The sequence below is a fragment of the Paenibacillus solanacearum genome, from assembly GCF_910593845.1.
In the GTDB taxonomy this organism is placed as follows: Bacteria; Bacillota; Bacilli; order Paenibacillales; family NBRC-103111; genus Paenibacillus_G; species Paenibacillus_G solanacearum.
Genome location: NZ_CAJVAS010000019.1, coordinates 1 through 24172 on the forward strand (window position 1 = coordinate 1; position 24172 = coordinate 24172).

At 57.1% G+C, this 24172-nt stretch carries 20 protein-coding genes; 5 read left to right on the forward strand and 15 right to left on the reverse strand.

The window, feature by feature from the left end; translation table 11 throughout:
- The coding region (locus KXG62_RS19420) for an NTTRR-F1 domain (RefSeq protein ID WP_218093668.1) at positions 1 to 1143 on the reverse strand (1143 nt) is incomplete at its 3' end.
- A gap of 410 nt (positions 1144 to 1553) precedes the next feature.
- Here KXG62_RS19420 and KXG62_RS19425 point away from each other — a divergent pair.
- A complete protein-coding gene (locus tag KXG62_RS19425) occupies positions 1554 to 1814 on the forward strand; it encodes a GNAT family N-acetyltransferase (protein WP_343223499.1) in 261 nt (86 codons plus the stop codon).
- A 157-nt stretch (positions 1815 to 1971) separates the two neighbouring features.
- Here KXG62_RS19425 and KXG62_RS19430 read toward each other — a convergent pair whose 3' ends face one another.
- From KXG62_RS19430 to KXG62_RS19455, 6 genes are all read right to left on the reverse strand, one after another.
- A complete protein-coding gene (locus KXG62_RS19430; protein WP_281426902.1) occupies positions 1972 to 2829 on the reverse strand; it encodes an alpha/beta hydrolase in 858 nt (285 codons plus the stop codon).
- Between the two features lie 29 nt (positions 2830 to 2858).
- A complete protein-coding gene (locus KXG62_RS19435; RefSeq protein WP_218093669.1) occupies positions 2859 to 3656 on the reverse strand; it encodes an alpha/beta hydrolase in 798 nt (265 codons plus the stop codon).
- A gap of 30 nt (positions 3657 to 3686) precedes the next feature.
- Positions 3687 to 4709, reverse strand: a complete 1023-nt coding sequence (locus tag KXG62_RS19440) for a FecCD family ABC transporter permease (RefSeq protein ID WP_218093670.1) — start codon at positions 4707 to 4709, stop codon at positions 3687 to 3689.
- The gene (locus tag KXG62_RS19445) at positions 4702 to 5709 is read right to left on the reverse strand and encodes a FecCD family ABC transporter permease (RefSeq protein ID WP_218093671.1); all 1008 of its coding nucleotides are present in this window, start codon (positions 5707 to 5709) and stop codon (positions 4702 to 4704) included. Before KXG62_RS19445 ends, KXG62_RS19440 begins: the two co-directional genes overlap by 8 nt.
- 19 nt (positions 5710 to 5728) lie before the next feature.
- Positions 5729 to 6724 carry an ABC transporter substrate-binding protein gene (locus KXG62_RS19450; RefSeq protein ID WP_218093672.1) on the reverse strand — a complete coding sequence of 332 codons (996 nt, stop codon included), beginning with the start codon at positions 6722 to 6724 and terminating at the stop codon, positions 5729 to 5731.
- A gap of 98 nt (positions 6725 to 6822) precedes the next feature.
- Positions 6823 to 8472, reverse strand: coding sequence for an AraC family transcriptional regulator (locus KXG62_RS19455; protein ID WP_218093673.1), 1650 nt, complete (start codon positions 8470 to 8472; stop codon positions 6823 to 6825).
- A 461-nt stretch (positions 8473 to 8933) separates the two neighbouring features.
- On the opposite strand from KXG62_RS19455, the gene KXG62_RS19460 reads away from it, so the two are divergent.
- Entirely contained in the window at positions 8934 to 12074 is a 3141-nt protein-coding gene (locus KXG62_RS19460; RefSeq protein WP_218093674.1) for an S-layer homology domain-containing protein, read from the forward strand.
- Positions 12075 to 12379: 305 nt separating this feature from the next.
- Positions 12380 to 13783, forward strand: a complete 1404-nt coding sequence (locus tag KXG62_RS19465; protein ID WP_218093675.1) for an FAD-dependent oxidoreductase — start codon at positions 12380 to 12382, stop codon at positions 13781 to 13783.
- A 69-nt stretch (positions 13784 to 13852) separates the two neighbouring features.
- Here KXG62_RS19465 and KXG62_RS19470 read toward each other — a convergent pair whose 3' ends face one another.
- A complete protein-coding gene (locus KXG62_RS19470) occupies positions 13853 to 15199 on the reverse strand; it encodes a DJ-1/PfpI family protein (RefSeq protein ID WP_218093676.1) in 1347 nt (448 codons plus the stop codon).
- 296 nt (positions 15200 to 15495) lie between these two features.
- On the opposite strand from KXG62_RS19470, the gene KXG62_RS19475 reads away from it, so the two are divergent.
- Positions 15496 to 16800, forward strand: a complete 1305-nt coding sequence (locus tag KXG62_RS19475; protein WP_218093677.1) for a glycosyltransferase family 2 protein — start codon at positions 15496 to 15498, stop codon at positions 16798 to 16800.
- 52 nt (positions 16801 to 16852) lie between these two features.
- Complete coding sequence (locus KXG62_RS19480; RefSeq protein ID WP_218093678.1) at positions 16853 to 17152, forward strand: hypothetical protein; 300 nt, start codon at positions 16853 to 16855, stop codon at positions 17150 to 17152.
- A 152-nt stretch (positions 17153 to 17304) separates the two neighbouring features.
- Here KXG62_RS19480 and KXG62_RS19485 read toward each other — a convergent pair whose 3' ends face one another.
- The 7 genes from KXG62_RS19485 to KXG62_RS19515 are packed head-to-tail and all read right to left on the reverse strand — an operon-like array spanning position 17305 to position 24042.
- Positions 17305 to 18663 (reverse strand): MmgE/PrpD family protein, encoded by a 1359-nt coding sequence (locus tag KXG62_RS19485; RefSeq protein ID WP_218093679.1) that lies wholly within the window; start codon positions 18661 to 18663, stop codon positions 17305 to 17307.
- Positions 18660 to 19817 (reverse strand): amidohydrolase, encoded by a 1158-nt coding sequence (locus KXG62_RS19490; RefSeq protein ID WP_218093680.1) that lies wholly within the window; start codon positions 19815 to 19817, stop codon positions 18660 to 18662. The genes KXG62_RS19485 and KXG62_RS19490 overlap by 4 nt, the downstream gene beginning before the upstream one ends.
- A 30-nt stretch (positions 19818 to 19847) precedes the next feature.
- Complete coding sequence (locus KXG62_RS19495; protein WP_218093681.1) at positions 19848 to 20582, reverse strand: amino acid ABC transporter ATP-binding protein; 735 nt, start codon at positions 20580 to 20582, stop codon at positions 19848 to 19850.
- Between the two features lie 12 nt (positions 20583 to 20594).
- Positions 20595 to 21266 carry an amino acid ABC transporter permease gene (locus tag KXG62_RS19500; protein ID WP_218093682.1) on the reverse strand — a complete coding sequence of 224 codons (672 nt, stop codon included), beginning with the start codon at positions 21264 to 21266 and terminating at the stop codon, positions 20595 to 20597.
- Between the two features lie 24 nt (positions 21267 to 21290).
- Complete coding sequence (locus KXG62_RS19505) at positions 21291 to 22133, reverse strand: amino acid ABC transporter substrate-binding protein (RefSeq protein ID WP_218093683.1); 843 nt, start codon at positions 22131 to 22133, stop codon at positions 21291 to 21293.
- A 32-nt stretch (positions 22134 to 22165) separates the two neighbouring features.
- The gene (locus KXG62_RS19510; protein WP_218093684.1) at positions 22166 to 22678 is read right to left on the reverse strand and encodes a GNAT family N-acetyltransferase; all 513 of its coding nucleotides are present in this window, start codon (positions 22676 to 22678) and stop codon (positions 22166 to 22168) included.
- Between the two features lie 41 nt (positions 22679 to 22719).
- Positions 22720 to 24042 (reverse strand): LLM class flavin-dependent oxidoreductase, encoded by a 1323-nt coding sequence (locus tag KXG62_RS19515; protein WP_218093685.1) that lies wholly within the window; start codon positions 24040 to 24042, stop codon positions 22720 to 22722.
- Positions 24043 to 24172: the final 130 nt, after the last annotated feature.

Below are 24172 nucleotides of genomic sequence, written 5' to 3' on the forward strand. Positions count from 1 at the left end.
GACTCCAGTTGCTCCGGTTACACCTGTCGCTCCCGTTACACCTGTTGCTCCGGTTACACCTGTTGCTCCCGTTACACCTGTTGCTCCCGTTACACCAGTTGCTCCGGTTACACCTGTTGCTCCCGTTACACCAGTTGCTCCGGTTACACCTGTCGCTCCCGTCACTCCAGTTGCTCCCGTTACGCCAGTTGCTCCGGTTACACCTGTCGCTCCCGTCACTCCAGTTGCTCCCGTTACGCCAGTTGCTCCGGTTACACCTGTCGCTCCCGTTACGCCAGTTGCTCCCGTCACTCCAGTTGCTCCGGTTACACCTGTCGCTCCCGTCACTCCAGTTGCTCCCGTTACTCCAGTTGCTCCGGTTACACCTGTCGCTCCCGTTACGCCAGTTGCTCCCGTTACGCCAGTTGCTCCCGTCACTCCAGTTGCTCCGGTTACACCTGTCACTCCCGTTACACCTGTGGCTCCGGTTACACCTGTTGCTCCGGTTACACCTGTCGCTCCCGTCACACCTGTCGCTCCCGTTACGCCCGTGGCTCCCGTCACTCCAGTTGCTCCGGTTACACCTGTCGCTCCCGTTACGCCAGTTGGCCCAGTTACGCCAGTTGGCCCAGTTACGCCGGTTGGTCCGGTAGCACCAGTAGGCCCGGTTGCGCCTGTGGCTCCGCCAATGCCGTCAAGTGAACGGGCTTCAATGTCATCAACAAGTAAGTCAGCCGATCCAACTAGTGGTGACTTACTGATTGTAATAAGCGCTTGTGTGGTTCCAGGTGGTGCTGGAGTGGTTACGTTATATACTTCTAGCCACTGATCCAGTGTTACATCTGGAATTCGACTACTGAAAATGTTAGTGATCAGCCCTGTACCCAGAAAATTATGTGCTGCATCGTGGAAGGAAATGGATATACTGACCAATGGATTAGGCTGTGCTCCAATTTTGGAAAGAGAACAAAAAACTTCTAACGTCTCTCCTGCCTGGGCTGGAACAAACTGTGAGAGGAAGGCGTTGACGAGCCCGCCTGGTAACTGTGCGCTATAAAATCCGGAATGGCTATTCGCACTGTTAACAGTTACGGCTTGGGAGAACCATGGGGCCAAGGTTCCCGTCTCAAATCCACCGTTAATTACAACATTATTTAACGCCAATGATGATTCACCTCCATATCGATTTGTCCAACGAAATTCGAAGGACTTGCTCTACTATATGCTAAATAAATTCTAAGAGTCTCCGCGAATCATAGCTTATATTTGTGTATTTTTAGTTTCCCGAGTTCATTTTCAACAGGATTTCGTTATATAAATGCGCAAATATCCACAAGAAGGAAGCCATTGTAAAATATAAAAAAATATAAATCTATGCGTTCAATTCATATAAAAGCGAGTAACAGTCTGCTGATCTGAACATGCCTATGCGCCATAAAGGGCACTCGCAATGAGTGCCCTTAACCGTTTCCAGTTCAGTTCATTTCCTTACTTATTCTCCGACTTGCACGAACAACATTTGATGAACCTGTTCCATCTTTCGCGGGATGTAGATGGTTTCACCGTTAAATTGAATGGGTCGGGGCCGGTCGAGGAGCAGCAGCGGCAGGTTTCGACTCCGGCATCCCCCACAATGGAATAAGCGGGGCTATGGCCGTGAAGCAATGAGTAAAATTTCGGAGTTTATCCGCACCTTCCCCGCCGGGCCTGCGCGTTATTGCTGGATCGCTTACGAGCCCGATAATCTTGTCGCCAAAAAGCTGTATGAAAGCTTCGGGTTCCGGGAAACCGGCGAAGTGTGCCACAACGAGCCCGTCGCCGTATTGCAGTTGTAACGGGGCATGCATCCCTCCCCGCTCCTTCAAGTTGCCCGACTATCGCTATTTATCGCCAAGTCGCCGGACCAGGCTCGGAGCGGCAACGACAAGCGAAAGAGACCGATGATGCGGCCTATTGCTGCGTCATCGGTCTCTTTTCTGTATTCGCTTGCTTTTACGGCGCAAGCGCAAACCGCAATGCTCTGCTGATCAGCCCGGGCAGCACCGACACATGGCCCTCGCCCTCGAACTGCTTGAACTCCACGCGCAAACCGGCATCCGCCAGGGCGGATAACCGGTCCGCCATCTCCTCCGCATGACGGTTCATCCCGCTCGGATGGCTTCTCTCCAGCTCGCCAACCGCAATGAGCAGGTTGACGCCGATCCGGCGATCCTCCAGACAGGCAGCGAACGCCCGCTCCTCCTCCATCACAAGCCGCTTGCTCCAGTGAATGGACGGACTGCCCGCAATATAGGTGCGGAAGGTGCCGGGCCTTGTGAACAGCGCATGCAGCACGAACAGCCCGCCGAGCGAATGGCCGAATATGGTCTGGCGGCTGGCATCGATCGCGAATTCGCCTTCGATCGCAGGCTTCAATTCATCCTCGATAAAGGTCAGAAACGCCTCAGCTCCGCCAACTTCAGGCCAGGCCTTCCCGTCAGGACGCTTCGGCAGCTCGGCGTCAGAGACAGGAGGAGTAAAATCGTAATACCGCTCGTCAGCGAACGGAGCGTCCGTCTCGTAGCCGATGCCGACCACAATCGCCGGATCCACGCCCGTCCTCTCCGGCCGCCTCCCCTGCACGCGCACCGCCTCCGTCATCGTCCCGAACACGCTGTTCGCATCCAGCACATAGATGACCGGATAGCCGCCGGACGGCGCTGCCTCCGCCGGAACCGCTACGCTGATGCGATAGGCACGGTTCCCCGAGCGCGACCGCATTACGCGCTGCACCGTCCGTGGAATGGTCACTTCGCGGTCTTCGGATGCCGGATTACAGGTCATAGATAATTTCTCAAATTCCGCACTCATCGCATGCTATGCCCCCGATTCCAATTGGTTTACGCTCCATCTCTTCCCGCCGTTTCCTTCGGCTCCTCCAGGCCTGCCGCTTCCGCGAACAGCCAGCGCAGCGCTTGCGGAAACCGCCGGCAAAAAAACCGATGCTCGTGAAGGCCGCCTTCCTCCGCGACGAGCGTCAGCCGCTCCTCGGACAGTCCGTTCTCCCGCCAGACTTCGTACGCTGCCCGCGTCAAAGGAACCATGTCTTTCTGGATCGATTGCTTGCCGGCCCCCTCCAGCGTCCCTACATCCATATAGATTCGCATGTGCGGATCGCTCCGTGCGTGAGACTTCAAATAATCGACCATCCCCGGATACCAGTACGATCCGGAGATCGACCCTATTTTGCCGAATATGCCTGGATGCCGGCAGGCGGCGAACATCGAGATGAGACCCCCGAGCGATTTGCCGATGATCGCCGTTTGCTCCGCTGCCGGGTTCGTTCGGAAACGGCTGTCGATATACGGCTTAAGCTCCTGCGTCAAAAATGAAAGATACGCCTCGCCCTTGCCGCCGAACGGGCTGAATTTGTCGCTCAGCGCAGCGGCTTTCCACGGCGTATATTCATCGTTGCGGTTGAGCGCCTGCACCCCGACCAGCACCAGCTCGGGAAGCGTCCCGTCCGCAAACATGCCTTCCAGCGCGAGAAGCGAGTCGCTTGCGTCCGGATCGAACAAATCCCCGTAATCCTTCACATAAACGACCGGATAGCGGTGGCGGTCAGATGTATAAGACGGCGGCAGGTAGATCCGCAGCTTCCTGTCCTGCAGCGCGCCTTGCTTCAGCGTTCCCTTCATAAACGGCTCCCTCTTTTCCGCCAGGCTTCTCTAGGCTCTTGTTTTGAACAGCAAATAGACGAAGTACGGCACGCCGACCAGCGAAATGACGATGCCGACAGGCAGCTCCGCCGGTGCGAACACCGTTTTGGCGATCAGGTCGGAGATGATAACCATCAGGCTGCCGACGGCGCCGCTCACCGGCATGAACCGGCGGTGGCGGATACCGACCAGCCGCTTGGCGATGTGCGGAGCAAGCAGTCCGACGAAGGCGATGCTGCCCGATACGGAGACGCAGGCGCTGACGATGCCGACGCAGCACAGCAGCACGATGCTCTTGTCGCGTTCAACGTGTACGCCGAGGCTCTTCACGGCGCCCTCCTCCAGCTGGAACAAATCGAGCGGATGCGCCTTGAGCAGCAGCACCGGAATGAGCACGATGAACCAAGGCAGCATCGATGCGGCATATATCCAGTTGGCATTCCAGATGCTGCCCGTTAGCCAGACCGTCGCCATCTCGAAATCTTTGGCATTCATCCGCAGGGAGAAGAACAACGTCATGGCGCCGAAGCCGGAGCCAAGCGCGATCCCGGACAAAATGAGCCGCTGCGGATCAAGCCTGCCGCCGTACCATGCAAACCCGTAGATCAAGGCGGCGGCGAGCAGTCCCCCGACGAGCCCGAAGATCGGCATCGTCATGACGGCCGCTGCGCCGGTACGAATGACCTGCCCTTGAAATAAATACATGAATAAGACGATCGCCGCGCCGGCGCCGGCGTTAATGCCCAGAATGCCGGGATCCGCCAGCCCGTTGCGGGTAATGCCCTGAATGCCCGCGCCGGCAATCCCCAGCCCGCATCCGACCAGCAGCGCGATCACGATACGGGGCAGCCGGAACTCGAACAGCACCATATCGTAATCGGGCTGCGGATGAATCCGCAGCAGCGTACGGAACAAATCCGTGAGCGTCATGTCATATTCGCCGCTTGTCACATGGAAGTACACCGCCGCCAGCGTAAGCACGAGACAGCCTAGCAGCACGGGCCCTACGGAACGGACCGACCGTTCAGACATGCTTGCCCCCTCCCCTCTTTCGGATTAAATACAGAAAGACAGGCACTCCGAAAAGAGCGGTCACTACGCCGATCGGCATTTCGAACGGGTAGATCAGGAAGCGGCTGAGGATATCGCACACAGCAAGAAACAGCGCGCCGAGAATGCCTGCGCACGGAATGATCCTGCGGTAATCGATGCCGACCAGAAAACGGGCGATATGCGGAATGATGAGGCCGACGAAGCCGACCTTGCCGGCAATCGCCACCGAGATCCCCGTCAGAAACACGACCGCCGCCGTAGCGACGCCGCGAACGAGCCATGTACGCTGTCCCAGGCCGACAGAAACCTCCTCCCCCAGGGAAAGAATCGTAATCGACCGCGAGATGAGCAGCGACAGCACAATGCCAACGATCCCGAAGGGAATCGCCAGCTTGATCAAGGTGGGATCGAGCTGATGCAGCCTTGCGTTATACCAGAAGCTGATATTTTGCGATACTTGATAATAGGTCGCGATCGCCGCTGAGAAACCGCTCAGAAACGTCCCGATCACCGTGCCGATAATAGCCATCCGCACCGGGGACTGGCCCCCGGGAAGCAGGAGGGCCATCCCGTATACGATGCCTACGCCGAGCGCGGAACCGATCAGGGAGTAGAGGATCAGCTCCATCGACGACGTATCGGCAGCGAATACCATGCCTACGGTGATCGCGAACGCCGACCCGTCGGTTACGCCCATAATGGACGGCGAAGCCAAATAATTGCGCGTCATTCCTTGCATGACCGCCCCCGAGATGGCCAGAAACGCGCCGATCATCAGGGAGCCGACCGCTCGGGGAACCCGCGAATGCATAATAATTTGATGATCCACGTTGCCTTCGTCAAAATGGCGGAATGCGTCCCATACCGTTGCCAGATCCATCGATTTGGCGCCGAAGCTGATGGATAGGAGCGTCGCCAGCACGAGTGCAACCGGAACGGCGATCAGAGACGCCGTCTTGAACGATTTCCGCTGCTTCATAATAATCGGACGATTCCTCTCAATTGGACAGCTTTTCGACGGCCGCCTTCAGAAATTCGATTTTGCTCCAGGACGCACCTCCCTGTGCCAGCGGATCGATCACATTCACGAATACTTTGTTGTTTTTCGCCGCGTTCGTGCTTTTCCAGATCGGATTGTTCTGCAGCTCCTCCAGCGCCTTCAGCTTATCCTTGTTCTCATCCTCCGAGAACTGAAGGAACACGGCGTCCGGATTCATGGCGCTGAACTGCTCGATCGAGATCGTTTGCTGCGACTTGGCCGCTTTAATTTCGTTCGGCACCTCAAACCCCAGATCGCTGTAAATCGTCGGGTTCAAAAATACGTCGGCCGGATAGACGTTAAGCGACCCGCTGCGAATTCGGACGGTTACGACCTTCTTCCCTTTCCATTTCTCGCTCAGCCGGCTTTTGCCAGCTGCGATCGAATCCTTGTATTGCTTCAAAATTTGTTCCGCCTGCGCCTGCTTGCCTGTTAATTCGCCGAGCAGCCGCAAGTTTTGTTCCCAATCCGTGGCGATGTGAGAAACCGGAATCGCCGGAGCGATCTTGGCCAGCTTCTCGGACACGTCCGCCGGGAACTTCGTCGAGCCCAATATAACGTCCGGCTTTAACTTCAGAATCGTCTCCACGTTCGGCTGCGTTTTCTCGCCGATCGATTGGGAGGAGCCGGTGATCGGTTTGAACATCTCGGGGAACTTGCCTCCCGTCGTGATCGCCCCGATCGGCTTGACGCCGAGCATGAGGGCATCCTCCATCGCTTCGAGCGCGCCAGTAATGACGATTTTGTCCGTCGGTACGGTGACGGTGTACTCCTTGCCCAAATAAGTGACCGTCTTTTTCGCGGGAACTGCCGCCGAAGGAGCCCCGCCGGAACCTGCGCTTCCCGCCGTTTTATCGGCTGCGCCCCCGGCCGCAGGCGCTTCGCTCTGACCGCAACCTGTGAAGCCGAGCGTCAGCATCGCCGCCAAAGCTGGAATGACCACGTATTTTCTCATATGCCTTTGTTCTCCTCTTCTCTTCGCCCAACTGATAATGATTCTCAATAAGGATTATAGACGATCATCTGCTTGGGAGCCATGTACGATATCCTGATTTAGGATGGACGATTTCCGGTTAACAGCTGCAGCAGCTCCTCGATCAGACGCTCATGCGCCGAAGCCGAATATTCGCGCAGCGGATCGGACGGGACGGTATACACCCGGTTGTCCCGCACGGCCTTCAAGTTTTGAAACGGAGGCGATCCGCTTAGCAGATCCCAGTGGCGTATGGATTCGGTCTCCTGGCACACGTTGACGAGAATCCGGTCCGCCGCGCAGCGCCCGAGTTCCTCCGGCGTAATCGGAACTTTGATCAAGTCCGATCCTAGCGGGTGCGCAGGCTTAAGCTGCAAATCACCGTACAGCACCTCCATAATACTGCGGTTTACGTAGAGATAGCAGTTGTCCTTGAACACGCTCAAGGTCACGAACCGCTCGCCGCCAACCTCCCGCTGCAGCCGTTCCCGAGCGGCCTCCGCCTTCAGGCTGTATTCACGCAGCCATTTGTCGGCCTCTTCTTCCAGGCCCAAATAAGCGGCGATCCCTTTGAACTGCTCCCGCCAGCATGCATGCTGCTGCGGAACGTAATGGACCGGCGCCGTCCGCTCCAGCTGCTCCTTCTCCCGCGCAGGCAAATCGTCAGTGCAAATAATGGCGTCCGGACAACCTTCAAGCAGCAGCTCCAGGTTGGATCTCCAATGCTCGTTGCTCCGGTACGCGCTCAGATGAACCGGAATATCGGAGCGAAATGCCCGGTAATAGTGCAGCGTCCACTTCGGATGAAGCGGAGCGGCATAAGGAACGATCCGCAGTGCAAGCAGATGCCCCAGAACTCCGGGCCCGTACGCTGCGATTTTGCGGCGCCGGCTGGCGATATAAGCCGTCGGGGATACCCCCGTCTCCTTCTTAAATTTGCGGCTAAAATAGTATTCGTCGTTGTAGCCGACCTGGTGGGCGATATCTTTCAGCCGCATGCCGGAGCCCGCCATCAGCTGCTTCGCCTGTTCCATGCGCAGTCCGGTCAAATAATCCAGCGCGCTGACGCCATGTACTTTTTTGAACAAATCGACGAAATATTTGGGACTTAGCCCGGCGAGACCGGCCAACTGCTCAATCGACAAATTGTGCTGGTAATGGGCTTTCATATACGCCTTCGCCCGTTCTACCGCCGATTGCGAATCTTCCGCAGCCATGCCGCTGTATTTCGTCGCAGAATACAGCAGCTCCAGGAACAGCAGCTGTCCGCGGTAGCGTTCCAGACATTCCGCGCTTGTCCAGAGCTGATGAATCGTTCTGCACACCGCGGCTGGCCCGATGGAGGAAGGAACAGGCATTTCGCCCCGCTCCGGAAACAGGCCGCCTCCTTCTGCAAGCCGCACCGCTTCCCGGTTCGGATGGTTGATCCGGTACATTTCATACGCGAGCAGGAACAAGTCGAGACCTTCCGGCGACTCCGCTTCCATCCCGAACGTCTCCCCCGGAGGACATATGTAAATCACGTCTTGCCGAAGCCGGTACGTTTGTTTTCCGATCGACAGGTGCCCCTGCCCCGAGGCCAGCACGATCAAGACCCGCGAATCGGTATACCGGGGCGTCATCTTCCAGCCCGGGCCGCCTTTCACCGTTTCGGTGCCGTAGAGGACAAGCATCACGTCTCCCTCCGCCTTGGCCTTCGGACACACGCCTGCCGCTCGATTCGATTGCAACGGATTTCACCTGCCTTTTTTCATACGACGTACGGTAACCCGAAGCACCCGGGTCACCGCCCAATCGATTTATTGATAATCATTCTCAGTTGGTTTTTTTAAAATTATAGCAATTCCCGGGCTTATATACAATCCCCGTTATACAGCGTAATGACGCGCTCCGAGCACTTTTTCCGCTGCTTCCGAACGGTAAATTGAAAAAAACTATTCTCATTTGCAAAGTTTTCAGTATAATGTAATTGATAATGAATATCATTATCATGTTAAAAGGACGTCATCGTCTCTCGCGGCTGCATTGTTGCATTGTTGCATTCCGCGATGGCCAAATTTCTCCTCCGGCCGTAACGACGTGTTCTTCGGAAAAGGCATGCGAGCGAATTCGCTTTCGTTTCAACTGAGCAATGATTCTCAAACAGTTCAACGAAACCATTCGTTCAATTCATTCTGGAGGCACAATGACGATGAAAAAGCTATTGCTATGCACGCTTCGTATGATTATGGCAGCCATGCTGCTCGCCCCCGCGGCCGGAATGGCCGCGCCCGCAAGTCAGCCTGATCCGGTCAGTCCATACGAGCGTTTGAAGGAAAAAGGAATATTGGAAGGCTTTGAAGACGGTACAGCGGGATACGGGCGGCTGATGACCCGGGCCGAGTTGTCTGCCGTTCTTGTTCGTTTGCTGAAGCTGCATCCCGAACGCGGCACGTCATCTTATGACGACACCTCGCTTCACTGGGCTCATCAGCAAGGATATATCGAAGCGGTCACCGCTTCGAAGCTGATGGAAGGCACCGGCGACCGCGTGTTCAATCCGGACGGAACGGTGACGCTGGAGCAGCTCGCCGCCGCTCTGGTGCGCAGCCTGCACCTGAAGCCGAGCCCGGGCGCGCGCGTTCAAGGCGCTGCATCCCCATGGGCCGCGGAAGCCGTCGGCACGGCGGTGCGGGAGAAGCTGCTGGAAGACGGGCTTGATTATACGAAGCCCGCGTCCCGCGACGCCTTGATCGCGGCGCTGTTCCAGGCCGACAGCAAGCTCCAGGAGAAGCGGGCCGAGGCTTCAGGGCCGATCAGCATTATGGAATTCAAGGCGACCGGGGCCCGTAAGCTTAGCGTCCGGTGGAACCGTCCCGCCGATGTCGACAAACTCTCGTTCCTTGTCGAGCAAGCCGGCACGTCGCTGGAAGGGCGTACGGAATTCGGGGAGGATCGCCAATCCGCCGACCTTTGGTTCGAATCGCCGCTGAAGCCCGGCGCCTACTCGATCGCGCTGCAAGGCGTGGAAGAAGAAGCGAGCGGCGGGAAGCTGACCGCTGTCTGCACAGTCGAACCCGAGAAGCTGGAGAAGATCGAATTCAAGACGACGTCCGGCAAGCTACCGCGAGCAAGCCAGGTTTACGTTGAATTCGTCGCGCAGAATCAGTACGGCGAGCCGTCCACGCGCGATGCCGGCCGGTTCGACATTTATACAGGCGGGATCGCGTTTCAGACCGTCAGCGGCAAGCAGGCGGTCAAGCTCGATCTGAAAGACCAGGTGAGGGATTCGCAAATCTTCGTTCAGGTGATCGATTTCGAATCGCGTCTCACCGCCAGCCAGACGTTCACCATCGGTGACCTTCCGCTCGTCTCTTCCATTGAAATCGGCGAGCTGTCGCTGCCGCCTTCAGTGAAGAAGCTGCAAGCGGGCGGAACCGCCTACCTGAAAGTGAAGGCGTTCGATCAATACGGCGTTCCGGTTCTCACCGTACGCGGCCAGCTTCCGGACGGACAAGCATACGGCTTGGATACGTCCGCGGGCATCAGCGCCGTCACGAAGAACGCGGCGGTCGTGAAGCTCGAAGGCGAGCGCTGGTACGACTACGATAATGATGAGTTCCCCGAGCTGGCGATCACCGGCGGGACCGAGGCCGCTCAGAGCCGTGAAGCCGAGATTACGCTCTTTGCGCTGGGCTCCGGCCAATCGGTAACGAAAACGATTCAAATCTCGGCCTCCAAGACCCCCTTCTCAGTCGCGTTCGGTCCGTTCAAAAAAACGGTGGCCATCGGCGACAAGGACGTCAGCCTGCCGCTTGTGATCAAGGACGATCAAGGACAAGCGCTGACGCCTAACGAAGTAGTCGAACATATCGGGTCGCTGACCGTATACTCCACCTTGGGCGGCGCAGCCGACGTCAAGCTCGCCACTGAGGGCAAAACGAGAGGGCTGCTCGCAATATCAGGCCTGAAGGAAGGCAAGGGCACCGTCTACGTGCAAATTCTCGGGACGGACAAGAAAGCAAGCCTGCCCATCCAGGTCGAGAAGGAGCGTTATCCCGCCAAGCTGATGATCAAGACCGATCTGGCGCCTTATTATATTCATGATGCGGAGGACGGGCTTGTCATCTTGATGAGAGACCAGTACGGCGACTTCATCCGCGACGGCGCCAATGAATATATCCCGGCGCTGGCCGATGCTTCCGATGCAACGAAGGTACGGCCGGACGCCCGCTACAAAATCCATGCGACGTTCGAAAATATCGGCGACGCGGCGGGCAACCGGGCATTGATCGCTTCGTCCGGCCCGTTCAAGACGGCATTGGACACCCTCGCCGCGGGAACGCCTGCCACCGGTACCGCCGAATCGTATCGCATCGACGAGACGTTCAACCCGCCGGGACAAAACAACGTGAAGGGCCTGAACGTCGGCAATCTGTACAATACAAAGCTGTCATTCAAAGCCGACTCGAATAAAAAAGGAACGTACCGCCTTGTGCTGACGCTGGTCGAAATCGGCGGCACCGCCGAACACCCTACCGCCTTCACGCTGGACCGGTTCACCAAAACGATCGAAGTGATCGACGAAACCGACGAAGATCTTACATATCAAGCGGCGCTGGATACGTCGGTGAAAAATATGATGTACGCCGCCGTCCACTCTTACCGGCTGGGCGTTATCGAAGAGGCGACTGTCACGGCGGACGCTTACGATTTGGTGAACAACCGGGTCAAGCTGGCCAAGGAGCTGGTCATTACGACGAAGAAGCTCGGCAAGGAGGTCGAGGTGCCTACATACGGAGCGCATAATCCGATCCTCTCCGTGTTCTCCTCCTCCGCCTCGGTAGTCAGCGTCGTCTACAAAAATGCCGGGACACCGGCCGCGCCGCTGTACAAATATTATCTCATCGGCGACAGGCAGGGCACGGCGACGATTACAGCCTATTATAAAAAGAAAAACGACACCGGTATTCTCGGGCTCGACCTGGAAACAACCCTGAAATCGCCGGACATCGTGCGCGCAGCCCCCGGCAAAGCGTACGCATCGATCGCCTACAATAAAATTTCCGGCAAGAAGATGTGGGATTATGCGCTGATGGGCGAGACAGTGCTGACCGACCATTACGGCACCGGCTACAAGAACGACCTGATCGCCACGCACGCCGCCGTGCTCGGCGTACAATTGTACGTGACGGATATCGCGTACAAGACACCTGGCGGCGATGATACCATTACGGTTAACCCGTCCACCGGGGTCGTTACGTACAACGGCGACGGAGATATCGCCAGCTTCACGCTGGTCATCGCCGCTCCGAACGGCAAGACGGCGCAGACGGTCGTCAATATACCGTAAGCTTGCGCCGCTCTGTCAGGCATATCTTTATTTAGGGCCCCTACATTCAGGCCGCTTCGTCTCTCCTCGAAGCGGCCTTCTTCATTTTCGCCTCTCGTTACATGCGAGCCCCTCCCTCTCCTGCTCCAGCCGAAAAGTGAAACAAAATACATCCCGCATGAAATAATACTGTATGTTCAGCCGCCGGCCGTCTTTAGTACAATGAAATAGAGCGGAGAAATCTTCTCGCGCAGGTCCTTATTTTTGTCCCCTATGCAGTTTTTGCCTTGGCGTATACAACGATAACAGAAGGGAAAAGGTAATATATGGAAAATCGTGCAGAAAGACAAGTTATTAAAACACAAGTTCTCGTTCTCGGCGGAGGCTCCGGCGGGGTTGGAGCGGCCATCGCTGCGGCACGCGAAGGAGCGGAGACGATTTTGGTCGACCGCCAAGGCTTTTTAGGCGGGAACATGACGATAGGTTTACCTTTACTCGCATTTTTGGATGCTCAAGGCCGTCAGGTGACAAGAGGTCTGCCCCAAGAAATCGTCGATCGTTTGATCGAGCTGGGCGGCGCTTTCGAGCACAGGGAATGCCCGCTGCATAACTCCACGACCAACATTGACCCGAATCTGATGAAAATCGTCATTTTCGAAAAAATGAAGCAATACGGCGTTAAGCCGCTGCTGCACTGCGAAATTATCGGAACGACCGTTGAAGACGGCGAGCTGAAATCCGTCATCGTAAAAGGCAAAGGGAAAGAAATCGAAATTTTCGCCGACGTATTCGTCGATGCGACAGGCGACGGCGACGTAGCCTTCATGGCGGGTGCGGAATTCGAGAAAGGCCAGTACGCCAACGGGGAAACCCAGCCGCCTACGCTTATGTTCACTCTCGGCGGCTTCAAACTGGATAAGTTCATGGATTACCTGGAAGAAAATCCGGATGAGCTCAAGCACGGATCTTCCATGAAAATTCGCCCCGGCTATACGGCGCAATTTTTGCGGGCAAGCGAAAATCACGTGTTTGTCGGCCTGAAGAACACCGTATCCAAGCTTAGACAAGAAGGCAAATGTCCGATCGAGCGCGATACGATCATTTATATCAATTTGCCGCGCGAAGGCTACATTGCAATGAACTGTATCCGGATTCTGAACTTCGACGGCACCAAGATCGAAGAACTGAGCCGCGGCGAAATCGAATCCAGCCTGCAAATCTTACCGCTGATTAACATGCTGAAGGAGCATATCCCCGGCTTTGAGAACGTGTACTTGTCCTCGATCGCTCCGTTCCTCGGCGTTCGCGAAACGCGCCGCATTATCGGCAAGCAGATGATCCGCGAGGATGCAGCCGTGAACGGCGTTATTCCGGACGATACGATTGCGCTCGGCTCCTATATTATCGATATTCACAGCGGTTCGGGCGACGGCACCATCATCCGTTCGCTTGCAGGACCGTACGGCATCACCTATGGGGCGACGGTCTCCAAAGACGTGAAGCGTCTCATGATGAGCGGACGCTGCATTAGCGTAGACCCGGTCGTATTCGGTTCCTCACGCGTCATGCCGACCTGCATGGCCGTCGGCGAAGGCGTCGGGATCGGGGCCGCACTCGCGGCCAAGCAGAACATCGCGCCGGAAAACGTAGACGTGCAAGAGATCAGACAACGGCTTCGCCAGCACGGAGCGATCCTCTCACTGGAAGATTCCGCCGCCGTCACGAAGTAAACCACAGCACCGCCAAGAACAGCCCGGCTCCTCGCGGAGACCGGGCTGTTTGACGTGCAGAAGCAGCTGCTACGCTCTCGCAATCCACCGTCTGTCGATGAAGTAGGCGGCCAGCATGGACGCGATGACCGTAAGAAGCAAATTCGCGTATGTTTCCGCCGGAAACGGCTTGCCGGCAAGATGAATGTCCTCGCCCCGATACTCCAGCCGCTTCAGCGCATGCTGGGCGGTCAGCAGATCCTCCTGCTGGGCCAAGTCCTCCAGCTGCACTTCGAACAAGAAGCGGTCGCGCGCGTCGGCATGCACGAACTGCAGCTTGCTCCGGTTCCCCACGCTTTCCCAGCTTCGAATTTCGGCCGCGGCCCGCGTCCGTGCCTCCGTGCCGGGAACGATCATTTTATCGACCTTCGGCATAGCGGAGAGCGTATGCCGTGCGATCAGCGTCAAACCGTGCTTCGTCGTAACGGGCCGATCCGTGCCCGATATCGCTTGGACCGTAGTCGTCCCGGTATCGTAATAAATATCGAATACGGAGGCGAGCGCCATTTCCTCCACGCCGTCGTACAGCAGCACGCCGGCCTTCGTTTTGTTCCACTGAAACGCATTATTCAGAACATAAGTCGCAAAACGGTAATCCATGTAAAACGGCTTCACGTTCGGGTTTTGCATAAAATGATACGTCGGATAGTTCATCTCCTTCGCCACTTTGGCCGCCGCCGGCTCGCCCAGCTTTCGCGAAATGACGTAGAGCGTCGCGTCAATCCCCGAGGTGATGCCCGCCGAAGAAATGATCTTGTCGTCATTCGTAACGTACCGCCGGTCGATTTGCCACTTCACCTCGGGATACTTTCTCGTCAGAACCGACATCGTCTGCCAATGCGTCGCCGACAGCTTCCCGTTCAACAATCCGGTGGAAGCGAGCATATCCGATCCGGCGCATATGCTTAGCAGCGTCGCGTCCTGGTGCTGCAGTATCCATTGCCGCACCGGCTCGCTGCCGGCAGGGTCGGTTACATTCAAGTAAGGAATCGCAATGATGTCGGCGCTTTTGCCTAGCAGCGCATCCAACTGCCGGAACGAATAGTGCGGCACGACATCCAGACCGCCGGTCAGCGTCTTCACCTCGTTATCCGCGGCAACGGCATATACGTTGAAGGCGCCGGTCATGGAAAACAGCTGGTACGGAATCGTAAAATCCAGCCCCTCCGTATTCTCGCTGCCGAGCACAACGGCAACAGTTGGCTTAGCCGGGTCATGCTTCGGTTTTTCCACATACTCCAGGGAAGGAACGGCCTGCTCGCGAACCGACATCCAGAACGCCTTCTGGGATTGGGACGAGCCGTAAAACCCAACTCCCCCCACCACTACAACAAAGCAGCTTACATACACGACAACGCGCAGCAGCCATTTTTTCATCGCAATCACTTCTCCCTTATTCACACTTAGAACAATACTCCCGCTCGGTATATACACAGCATACAGCACGCTCCCCCCTGCGTTCCCGCAAAAATGGACGACGCGCCCGCAAAAAAATGCGTTCCCCGCGCAAAAAGAAGCCATTGGCGTAAAATAAATGCCATTAACATTTAATGGAATCGATCATTCGCATCGTTACTTAGGAAACATCCACCATAAGACAGTTGATATATGAAATTGATATACTAAAAGTATATATAATTCATTCTATTAATCTTTCTCAAGGTGGGGAAACGATGAAGAAACGATATGTCCCCGTCATCGAAAAATTCCGCATGAGCCACCGTTTGTCTGTGCTGTGGCTTCTATGCTCGATCTATATTTCCAGAACATGGTTCGTCGATCTGCGAGAAATCGTCGGCTGGCCTGTCGCCGCGTGGATCGTCACCGGCATCGCCCTTATTCCCGGCTATTTCGTCAGCTTCATGCTGTTCAGCCTGCTGATGGACCGGCAGCCGCCGATTAAAGTGCAGCGCCCTCGGGAGCCGATTACCGTGCTGATCGCCGCCTGGAATGAAGAGCGCGGCATCCGGGATACGCTGAGGCAAATTCATATGCAGGATTACGACGGCACCATCGAGGTCATCGTCGTGGACAACCATTCCCGTGACCGCACGGCGGATGCCGCCCTGGCAGCCGCCGAGGAATTCGGACTGTCCCTGCGCGTTATGGAGGAGAGCAAGCCCGGCAAGCATCACGCGCTGAACACCGGACTTGAAGCCGTCCGAACGCCTTACATGGTCACGCTTGACGCGGATACTTTGCTGCATAAGGATGCATTGCGGCATATCGTGGGGCGCATGCTCTCCTCGCCCGACGACGTGTGTTCGGTTGCCGGCGCCATACTCGTCCGCAACTGCCGCGACTCGCTCTGGACCAAGATTCAGGAGTGGGATTATTTTCTGGCGATCGCTTCGGTCAAAAGACTGCAGGGGCTGTACCAGCAAACGCTCGTATCGCAGGGCGCATTCAGCTTATATAAGACCGGCGTCGTCAAAGCGGCCGGCGGCTGGCCGGACGTCATCGGCGAAGACATCGTGCTCACATGGAAGTTTCTTCATGCTGGGCTGAAAGTTTTTTTCGAGCCGACGGCCGTCGCTTTCACTACAGTGCCGGCGACGTTCAAGCAGTTCGCCATCCAGCGAAGCCGCTGGGCGCGCGGGATGATCGAAGGGCTCAAAACCGTCAAGCCGTGGGAGCAGCCGAGCGTGTACGCCAAATATTTGACCGGAGTTAACCTGATGATGCCGTTTGTCGATGTGGCGTTTACGCTGTTCTGGATTCCGGGGCTCGTCATGGCATGTTTCGGCTTCTATTGGATCGTCGGTCCGCTGACGCTGCTCGTACTGCCGTTAACGCTCCTTTGCTATGGGTCGCTGTATTTGTACCAGAAGCGCGTGTTTCGTTCGCTTGATTTGAAAGTTCGCCAGAACAACATCGGCTTTGTCCTCTTTTTGCTGTGCTATCAAATGATCATGAGTCCGATTTCGGTATGGGGCTACGTTCAGGAGCTGCTTCGGTTGAAGCGGGTATGGAGATAATGCGGTGACCATCGCCTACAAGACGGCATATCTTGTGGGAGGGTGATCGTTTATGCTGCACATGTTTAATGACGTAATAACGTTTCCTCCGATGAAACAAGGAAGAACATTGGTGAAGACGTACAATACGTATCCGAACGCAATCAAGCAAGTGTCGGCCTCCCTGGCGGGAATCGATTACGGATTTTCCGAGGAGCAGGGGATGTTTTTTCGTTCGGAAACAGAGGTGTCCAGCACGGTGCTGACGCCGTACCAGTTTCAAATCAGCGTCACCTTCGGTTTCCGCTCAAGACAGTTCGATAAACCCACCGACGCGCATATAAAATACAATGTCATCGCGGAATTCCGTTAACGCTGTGCTGTTACGATAGCGACTATGGATTTCACCGCCCCTTTTCCCCATCGCATCGCGAGCAAGCACAAAGACACCTTGCCTTTGACCCGACCTTTGGCGTCAAAAGCAAGGTGTCTTCTTCGTTGCAGCGCTCTCCGCGCTTGCGCCCGTCAAATCAGCGTTAGCAGCATCTGCAAGTCGTCTGCCGACTGCATATTCATGATCGTGCGGACCAGTTGCCTGGCGCGGGCTGGATCGTCCGGGACGGAAGCCTGCAGCTTCGCCTGAAGATCGTCCAGCGTCAGCGCGTTGCCCGGCGCCCCGCGCGGGCAATCGACGCGCTCCCGGTACGTGTCCCCGTTCTTCGTCACGACCTCGACGATCGTGAACCGGCCCTTCGGCACCGCTTGCGCCGCCGGTTCGATCCCACCGTCATACTGCCGTTCGATCTTCGGGAGAAACGCGAGCAGCTGCGGCCCGATCGGCCGGTTCGTAAAGTGCTCCAGCGTCAGCGGATACCCGCTCAGCGCCAAAGCGACGACATATTCCACCGAGAAGCGGCCCTGCTCCCCCGTTGACGGATTGCGCTCGATCAGCGCCGCGTCGCCCTTCGGCGGGAACAGGATGCAGACCCGTTCCACCTCTTCCCTGAGGAACGCTCCGGATTGATGCAAGCGGAGCGCCGCGTCCGCCGCATGATGGGCCGCCGAACAGAACGGGTATATTTTGAACCACAGCCCCGGACGGACGATGCTCCAATCGCTGCCCCAGCCGGCGAGCAGCCGCTCTTCGGCGGCGGCCCGATCGCCGTACAGCCCGAAGAACCCGATGTCGCCGTCCAGCCCTGTCCGCGTGCCGCCGAAGTCCTCCTCGGCCAGCCTGATGGAGAGCAGCGCGGCTTGCGCCGCAAGGCCGGCATGCAGCGGCTTCGCTTCCGTGCCGAACTGAATGCGCATGCCGCTCGACTGCGTGGCGGCAAAGCCGATCGCCTTCTCCAGCCGCTCCGCGGACATTCCCGCCAAATAACCGGCAGCGACAGCCGCGGCGATCACACCGAGGGTGTACGTGTTATGCCACCCTTTCTCATAATGCGCCGCCCCGATCGTGCGCCCGAGCCGGGCCATCGTCTCCACGCCGACGGCGTAAGCGGCCAGCAGCCGCTCCGCGGACGGCCGGTGCGCCGCCGCAGCCGCTAGCAGCGCCGGCAGGATCACCGTGCTCGGATGGCCGCGAACGTCGGAGTGCACATCGTCGAAGTCGAGCGCGTGCCCGATAAATCCGTTAAGCAGCGCCGACTTCAGGAAGCTGGCCTTCCGGCCTTGCCCGACCACCGGTACGTCGGCCGAGCCGCCCTCCGCCTCCACGATGCGCCACAGCTTGGCGACCCCGGCGTCGTCGCGGGCGTAGAAGCCGGAAGCCAAATAATCGATCAAGCCGAAACGGGCCGCACGCATCGCTTCCTCCTGCTGCTCCGGCAGGGACGAGTGCACGAGCCGCGCCAATTCGCTTGTCAGCGGTTGCCCGTTCATGTCCATCGCTCCAATGCCGACTGCGCCAAACGCGCAAAGTATCGGGCGCTTACGAGCAGCGCCCGTTCATCAAGCGTAAACGCCGGATGGTGCCATTCCTCCGTGCCGCTCGTTCCCATCCAGACGAAGTAGCCGGGAATTTGCATCTGATACACGGCAAAGTCTTCGCCGCCGAGCGTCTGCTCCGCCCGCACCGTCTCGTAACCGAGCTCCTGCGCGACCGCGCCGACCAGCTCGGTATACCGGTCGTCATTGTCCACGGCCGGAAAATAAGGATACCAGCGAAGCTCAGCCTCGGCGCCATACGCAGCCGCCGTGCCTTCCGCCACGCGCTTCATGTGGCCGGGAATCGCTTCGCGCGCCTCTATCTGGAAGGTACGCACCGTGCCTTCGAGCGTCACCTTGTGCGGAATGACGTTCCACGCGCTGCCGCCGTGGATGCTGCATACGCTGATGACCGCGTTATGCAGGGAGCTTACGTTGCGGCTGACGATCGACTGCAAGCCGGTCACGATGTGGCTCGCGGCCACGATCGGATCGACCGCTTTATTCGGCACGCCGGCATGCCCGCCGACGCCGATGACGTCGATCTCGAACCGGTCGACGCTGGCCATCAGCGGACCCGGCCGGACGCCGACCGTCCCGACCGGCAAATCGGGCTTGTTGTGCATGCCGAAGATCGCCGACACGCCGTCCAGGCAGCCGGCTTGGATCATCGCCTGCGCTCCGACGGCCAGCTCTTCGCCCGGCTGGAACAGCACCCGGACCGTTCCCCGCAGCTCCTGCTTTCGTTCGTTCAACAGAATCACCGCGCCGATCATTGACGCGGTATGAAAGTCGTGCCCGCACGCGTGCATTTTGCCGTCCGTCTTCGAAGCGAACGGCAAGCCCGTCCGCTCCTGGATCGGCAGCGCGTCGATATCGGCGCGCAGCGCGATCGTCGGCCCCGGCAAGCCGCCCGTTATTTCGGCAACGACGCCGGTCGCCAGCCCCGGAAACGAGACGACCGGAACGCCCGCCTCTTCAAGCCAAGAGCGGATACGGCCGGTCGTTTCGTATTCTTCCATAGATAACTCCGGGTATTCATGCAGCTCTCGGCGCATCGCCACCAGGCGGTCGAAGAGCTGCCGTTCCCGTTCACTTCCTGCCGTCATGCCTCTCACCTCTCCCGTCCTACGCCGCCGTCAGTGCGAAACCTGCTGCAAAAACTTTTTCGTGCGCGGGTTTTGCGGATGGTCGAACAGCTGCTCCGGCGTGCCTTGCTCGACGATGTTTCCGTCGGCCATGAAGATCACCTTGTCGGCCACTTCACGAGCGAACGCCATCTCATGCGTCACGATAATGCTCGTCGTCTGCCGCTGTACGATCGCTTTAATGACCTGCAGCACCTCGGCGACCAGCTCGGGATCGAGCGCCGACGTCGGCTCGTCGAACAAGATCGCGTGCGGATCGACCGCGAGCGCGCGGGCAATGCCGACGCGCTGCTGCTGGCCGCCGGACAGCGTGATCGGATAACTATCCGCCTTTTCGGCCAGTCCGACCTGCTCCAGCAGCGCCATGCCGATGTTGCGCGCTTCGTCGCGTTTTATCCTTTTGGTGACGATCAGCGATTCGATGACGTTTTGCAGCGCTGTCTTGTTTTTGAATAAATTGTAGTTTTGAAACACCATGGCCGTCTGCTTCCGCAGCTTGTACACGTCGCCTCGGCCATACTTCTTCGCGTCGAGCGTTGCATCGCCGATTTGAATGATGCCGTCGTCCGGCTTCTCGAGCAAGTTCAAGCAGCGGAGCAGCGTCGATTTGCCGGAGCCGGAAGGTCCGATAATGGCCACAACTTCCCCGCGGTTGACCTCCAAATCGATTCCGTCCAGCACAACGAGGTCTTTGAACCTTTTGCGCAAATTCGTTACTTTGATCATCCGGTTCTCCTCCTAGCTGCGGTACGGCTTGCTTAATTTGCGCTCAAGCAGGTTTTGCAGCAAGCTGTATACGAGTGTCATCATCCAGTAAATAATCGCAATCGCAAGGTACGTCTCGAAAAAACGGAACGACGACACCGCGATCATTTTGCCTTGTGCGAACAATTCGGCGACGCCCAACGTAAACGCCAGCGACGTTTCCTTGATCAGCGCGATAAACGTATTGCCCGTCGCCGGAATCGCGTTGCGCGTCGCTTGCGGCAAAATAATGCGGAGGTACGCCTGCGCCCTCGTCATTCCCACCGAGAGCGCCCCTTCCATTTGGCCTTTGTCCACCGAATGGAGGGCGGCGCGGAAAATTTCCGCCAAATACGACGAGTTTTTGAGACTCAAGCCGATAATCGCCGCCGTCATCGCGTCGATTACGCTAAAGGACGGGAACAGCTGCGGCAGGCCGTAATAAATAAGAAATAATTGCACCAGCGTCGGCGTGCCGCGAAAAAAAGACAAGTACAGCTGCCCAAGCTGCTTCACGACCGGGATGTCGTTTTTCGTCAGCAGTGCAATGAACAAACCGACCACGATGGCGATGAGCATCGAAACCACCGCCATTCCGAGCGTCAGCGGAATATATTTGATCAATATGGGGAATGTTTGCAGCATGGCATCCAATTCGAAATTCATAGGTTGCGAACACCGCCCGATCGTTTATTTGGCTTGCTGCTTCACTGTAATGTCATCAGAGAAATATTTTTCGGACAACTTTTTCAGCGTGCCGTCTTGACGAAGCTGCTCCAGCGTCTTGTTGAATTCATCCTTGATCTTCTGGTGTTTCTCGTCCTTTTGGAACGGGAACCCTACTTCTTCATATACGAACGGCTCGCCCGCAAGCTTCAGCGGCAATCCGTTGCGCTTGATTTGCGCCAGCAGCACGTTGCGGCTGTTCACGTAAGCGTCGATGCGGCCCAGCGCGACATCGTTCAGCGTGCCTTCCTGCGTTTCGTAGGTTTTGATTTTAATTTCTTTGTTCGGATCTTGCTTTTCCAGGTTTTTTACGTGATTCGAGCCAAGTACGCCGGCAACCGTTTTACCTTTCAAATCCTTCACGGATTTGATGTCGTTATTATCGTTTTTCACGACGATTTGCGATCCTGCATAGGCATAGGTCGTCGTGAAATCGAACTTCTGCTTGCGCTCATCCGTAACCGCAACCTGGTTGGACACCGTATCGAGCTTGCCCGTTTCGAGCTGCGCCATCAGGCCGCTGAACTCGGACAGCTGCCACTCGACCTTGTAGCCCAGCTTGGTTGCGATCGTTTCGACGACCTCGACGTCGAAGCCCTGCAGCTTGTCCGCTTCTTTATAGGCAAAAGGATAGCTTTGGCCGGTAGCGCCGACCCGCAGCACTTTGTCCGCCGCTTTCGCACCGTCCGCGGCCGCGCCCGGATTCGCTTGATTCGACGAATTGCCCGCATTGCTGCCGCAAGCGGAAAGCACCAGCAGTACGGCGGTCATAGTAAACGATAAGATTCCTTTTTTGGCGATATTCATTGATGTTTCCCCCTCATGAAGTATGTGTCTTTTTATTGGGATGATGCGTACCATTCGTCGCGCAGCGTTTTGCGGAGAAATACGGTAATATGCCCTTTGCCCAAATCTTTCTCGGCCACGCGCACGTAGCCTCTGCGCTCGTACATCCCGATCAGCCAAGGATGCTTGTCGGCCGTTCCGAGCGAAACCGCCGGCGATTTGAGCGTGTCGCGAATGACCGTCTCTTCGATCCACTGAAGGAACGTCGAACCGACGCCCTTCTTCCCGATCGACGGATCGACGGCGAACCACCATATATGCGGTACGCCCAGCGGTCCGGGCTGCGGACCCCACGGCATCCGGATGGACACGGTCGCGATCATCCGCCCTTCGTATTCCATCACGTAACAAGCGTTATCGTGTATGTTTTTGCGCACGGTCTCGAGATCCGCCGTCGCAGCGGCGAACCGAATCCCCATGCTGCGTATCGGCTCGTACGCCCGTAAAGACAAATCCAGCACGGCCGCGGCGTCGTCCAACGTCGCCAGCCGGTAATTGTAAGTCATGCGATTACGCCTCCCGTTCTGTCCATCCCTTGTTGTTCACGTTATTTCGCATAGCGGCTCGCCGGACGCTGCAGTCCGAGATGCTCCCGCAGCGTGCTGCCTTCGTATTCCTTGCGGAACACGCCCCGCTCCTGCAAGATCGGGACGACCCGGTCAACGAACAAATCGAGCCCTTCCGGCAATAGCGGCGGCATCAGATTGAAGCCGTCGCAGGCGCCTTCCTCTACCCAGCGGATGAAATGATCCGCGAGCTGCTCCGCCGTGCCGACGAAAATGTTATGTCCTCGCGAGCCCGCGATATACCGGGACAGCTCGAGGATCGTGAAATTTTCGCGCTTGGCCAAATCTTTGATCAGCTGGAACCGGCTCTTGACCGCATTCACCTCGATATCGAGATCCGGCAGCGGACCGTCAAGCGGGAACTGCGTCAAATCGAGCCCGCCCATGTAGCTGGACAATATTTTGAGCCCGACCGAAGGGATGATCAGCTCCTGCAGCTCCTTGAACTTCGCTTGCGCTTCCTGCACCGTATCGCCGATGAACGGCACGATCCCCGGCATGATGCTGACATCCCCGGGCTTGCGGCCGAAGGAGACGGCTTTTTGCTTGACGCTTTGGTAAAACGCCTGCGAATCCTTCAAATGATTCTGCGTCGTAAAGATCAGGTCAGCCGTTCTCGCCGCCAAATTTTGCCCCGAATCGGACGAGCCCGCTTGAATGAGCACCGGGTGGCCCTGCGGAGATCTCGGCACATTGAGCGGACCGCGAACCGAGAAATAGTCGCCTTTATGGTTCAGCTCATGCAGCTTGTCCGGCGCAAAATAGATGCCGTCCGCCTTGTCGCGAATAAGCGCGTCGTCATCCCACGAATCCCACAAGCCGCGGACGACTTCAACGAACTCCTCGGCGCGCTGGTAGCGGAGGCTGTGCTCCAGATGCTGCTCGCCGCTGAAGTTGAGCGCCGTCGATTCGATCGACGACGTCACGATGTTCCAGGCTGCCCGGCCGCCGCTCAAATGGTCAAGCGAAGCAAACTGGCGCGCCACATGGAACGGCTCGCTGTACGTGGTGGATGCGGTCGCGGCGAGGCCGATCTTGCTCGTAGCCTGCGACAGCGCGCCCAGCAGCGTAAACGGCTCGAAGCGGGCGAGTACGTTCGGATGCGAGTCCGGGCTGATCGATAAGCTGTCCGCGAGGAACAGCATATCCAGCTTGCCGCGCTCCGCCGTCTGGGCGAGCCGCTTGAAGTAATCCAAATTTATGCTTCCGTCGGCCTGCGCGTCCGGATGACGCCACGAAGCGACATGATGACCTGTTCCCGCTAAAAACACACCGATTTTCAACTGCTTCTTGTCTGTGCTCATGATGTACACCCCTTAGCTGATCATAAGAAAATATGTAAAAATACAAAATTTGCAACGGCAACCTAAATTCAGCATATAATTCTGATAGAAATACTATGAATTTAATGATAACTATAATATATAGAGTCAT

What these genes read in the sequence shown, in the direction of transcription:
- KXG62_RS19425 (WP_343223499.1), top strand. Translation starts at nt 1,554, where the DNA reads ATGGGTCGGGGCCGGTCGAGGAGCAGCAGCGGCAGGTTTCGACTCCGG.
- KXG62_RS19430 (WP_281426902.1), bottom strand. Translation starts at nt 2,829, where the DNA reads ATGAGTGCGGAATTTGAGAAATTATCTATGACCTGTAATCCGGCATCC.
- KXG62_RS19435 (WP_218093669.1), bottom strand. Translation starts at nt 3,656, where the DNA reads ATGAAGGGAACGCTGAAGCAAGGCGCGCTGCAGGACAGGAAGCTGCGG.
- KXG62_RS19440 (WP_218093670.1), bottom strand. Translation starts at nt 4,709, where the DNA reads ATGTCTGAACGGTCGGTCCGTTCCGTAGGGCCCGTGCTGCTAGGCTGT.
- KXG62_RS19445 (WP_218093671.1), bottom strand. Translation starts at nt 5,709, where the DNA reads ATGAAGCAGCGGAAATCGTTCAAGACGGCGTCTCTGATCGCCGTTCCG.
- KXG62_RS19450 (WP_218093672.1), bottom strand. Translation starts at nt 6,724, where the DNA reads ATGAGAAAATACGTGGTCATTCCAGCTTTGGCGGCGATGCTGACGCTC.
- KXG62_RS19460 (WP_218093674.1), top strand. Translation starts at nt 8,934, where the DNA reads ATGAAAAAGCTATTGCTATGCACGCTTCGTATGATTATGGCAGCCATG.
- KXG62_RS19465 (WP_218093675.1), top strand. Translation starts at nt 12,380, where the DNA reads ATGGAAAATCGTGCAGAAAGACAAGTTATTAAAACACAAGTTCTCGTT.
- KXG62_RS19470 (WP_218093676.1), bottom strand. Translation starts at nt 15,199, where the DNA reads ATGAAAAAATGGCTGCTGCGCGTTGTCGTGTATGTAAGCTGCTTTGTT.
- KXG62_RS19475 (WP_218093677.1), top strand. Translation starts at nt 15,496, where the DNA reads ATGAAGAAACGATATGTCCCCGTCATCGAAAAATTCCGCATGAGCCAC.
- KXG62_RS19480 (WP_218093678.1), top strand. Translation starts at nt 16,853, where the DNA reads ATGCTGCACATGTTTAATGACGTAATAACGTTTCCTCCGATGAAACAA.
- KXG62_RS19485 (WP_218093679.1), bottom strand. Translation starts at nt 18,663, where the DNA reads ATGAACGGGCAACCGCTGACAAGCGAATTGGCGCGGCTCGTGCACTCG.
- KXG62_RS19490 (WP_218093680.1), bottom strand. Translation starts at nt 19,817, where the DNA reads ATGACGGCAGGAAGTGAACGGGAACGGCAGCTCTTCGACCGCCTGGTG.
- KXG62_RS19495 (WP_218093681.1), bottom strand. Translation starts at nt 20,582, where the DNA reads ATGATCAAAGTAACGAATTTGCGCAAAAGGTTCAAAGACCTCGTTGTG.
- KXG62_RS19500 (WP_218093682.1), bottom strand. Translation starts at nt 21,266, where the DNA reads ATGAATTTCGAATTGGATGCCATGCTGCAAACATTCCCCATATTGATC.
- KXG62_RS19505 (WP_218093683.1), bottom strand. Translation starts at nt 22,133, where the DNA reads ATGAATATCGCCAAAAAAGGAATCTTATCGTTTACTATGACCGCCGTA.
- KXG62_RS19510 (WP_218093684.1), bottom strand. Translation starts at nt 22,678, where the DNA reads ATGACTTACAATTACCGGCTGGCGACGTTGGACGACGCCGCGGCCGTG.
- KXG62_RS19515 (WP_218093685.1), bottom strand. Translation starts at nt 24,042, where the DNA reads ATGAGCACAGACAAGAAGCAGTTGAAAATCGGTGTGTTTTTAGCGGGA.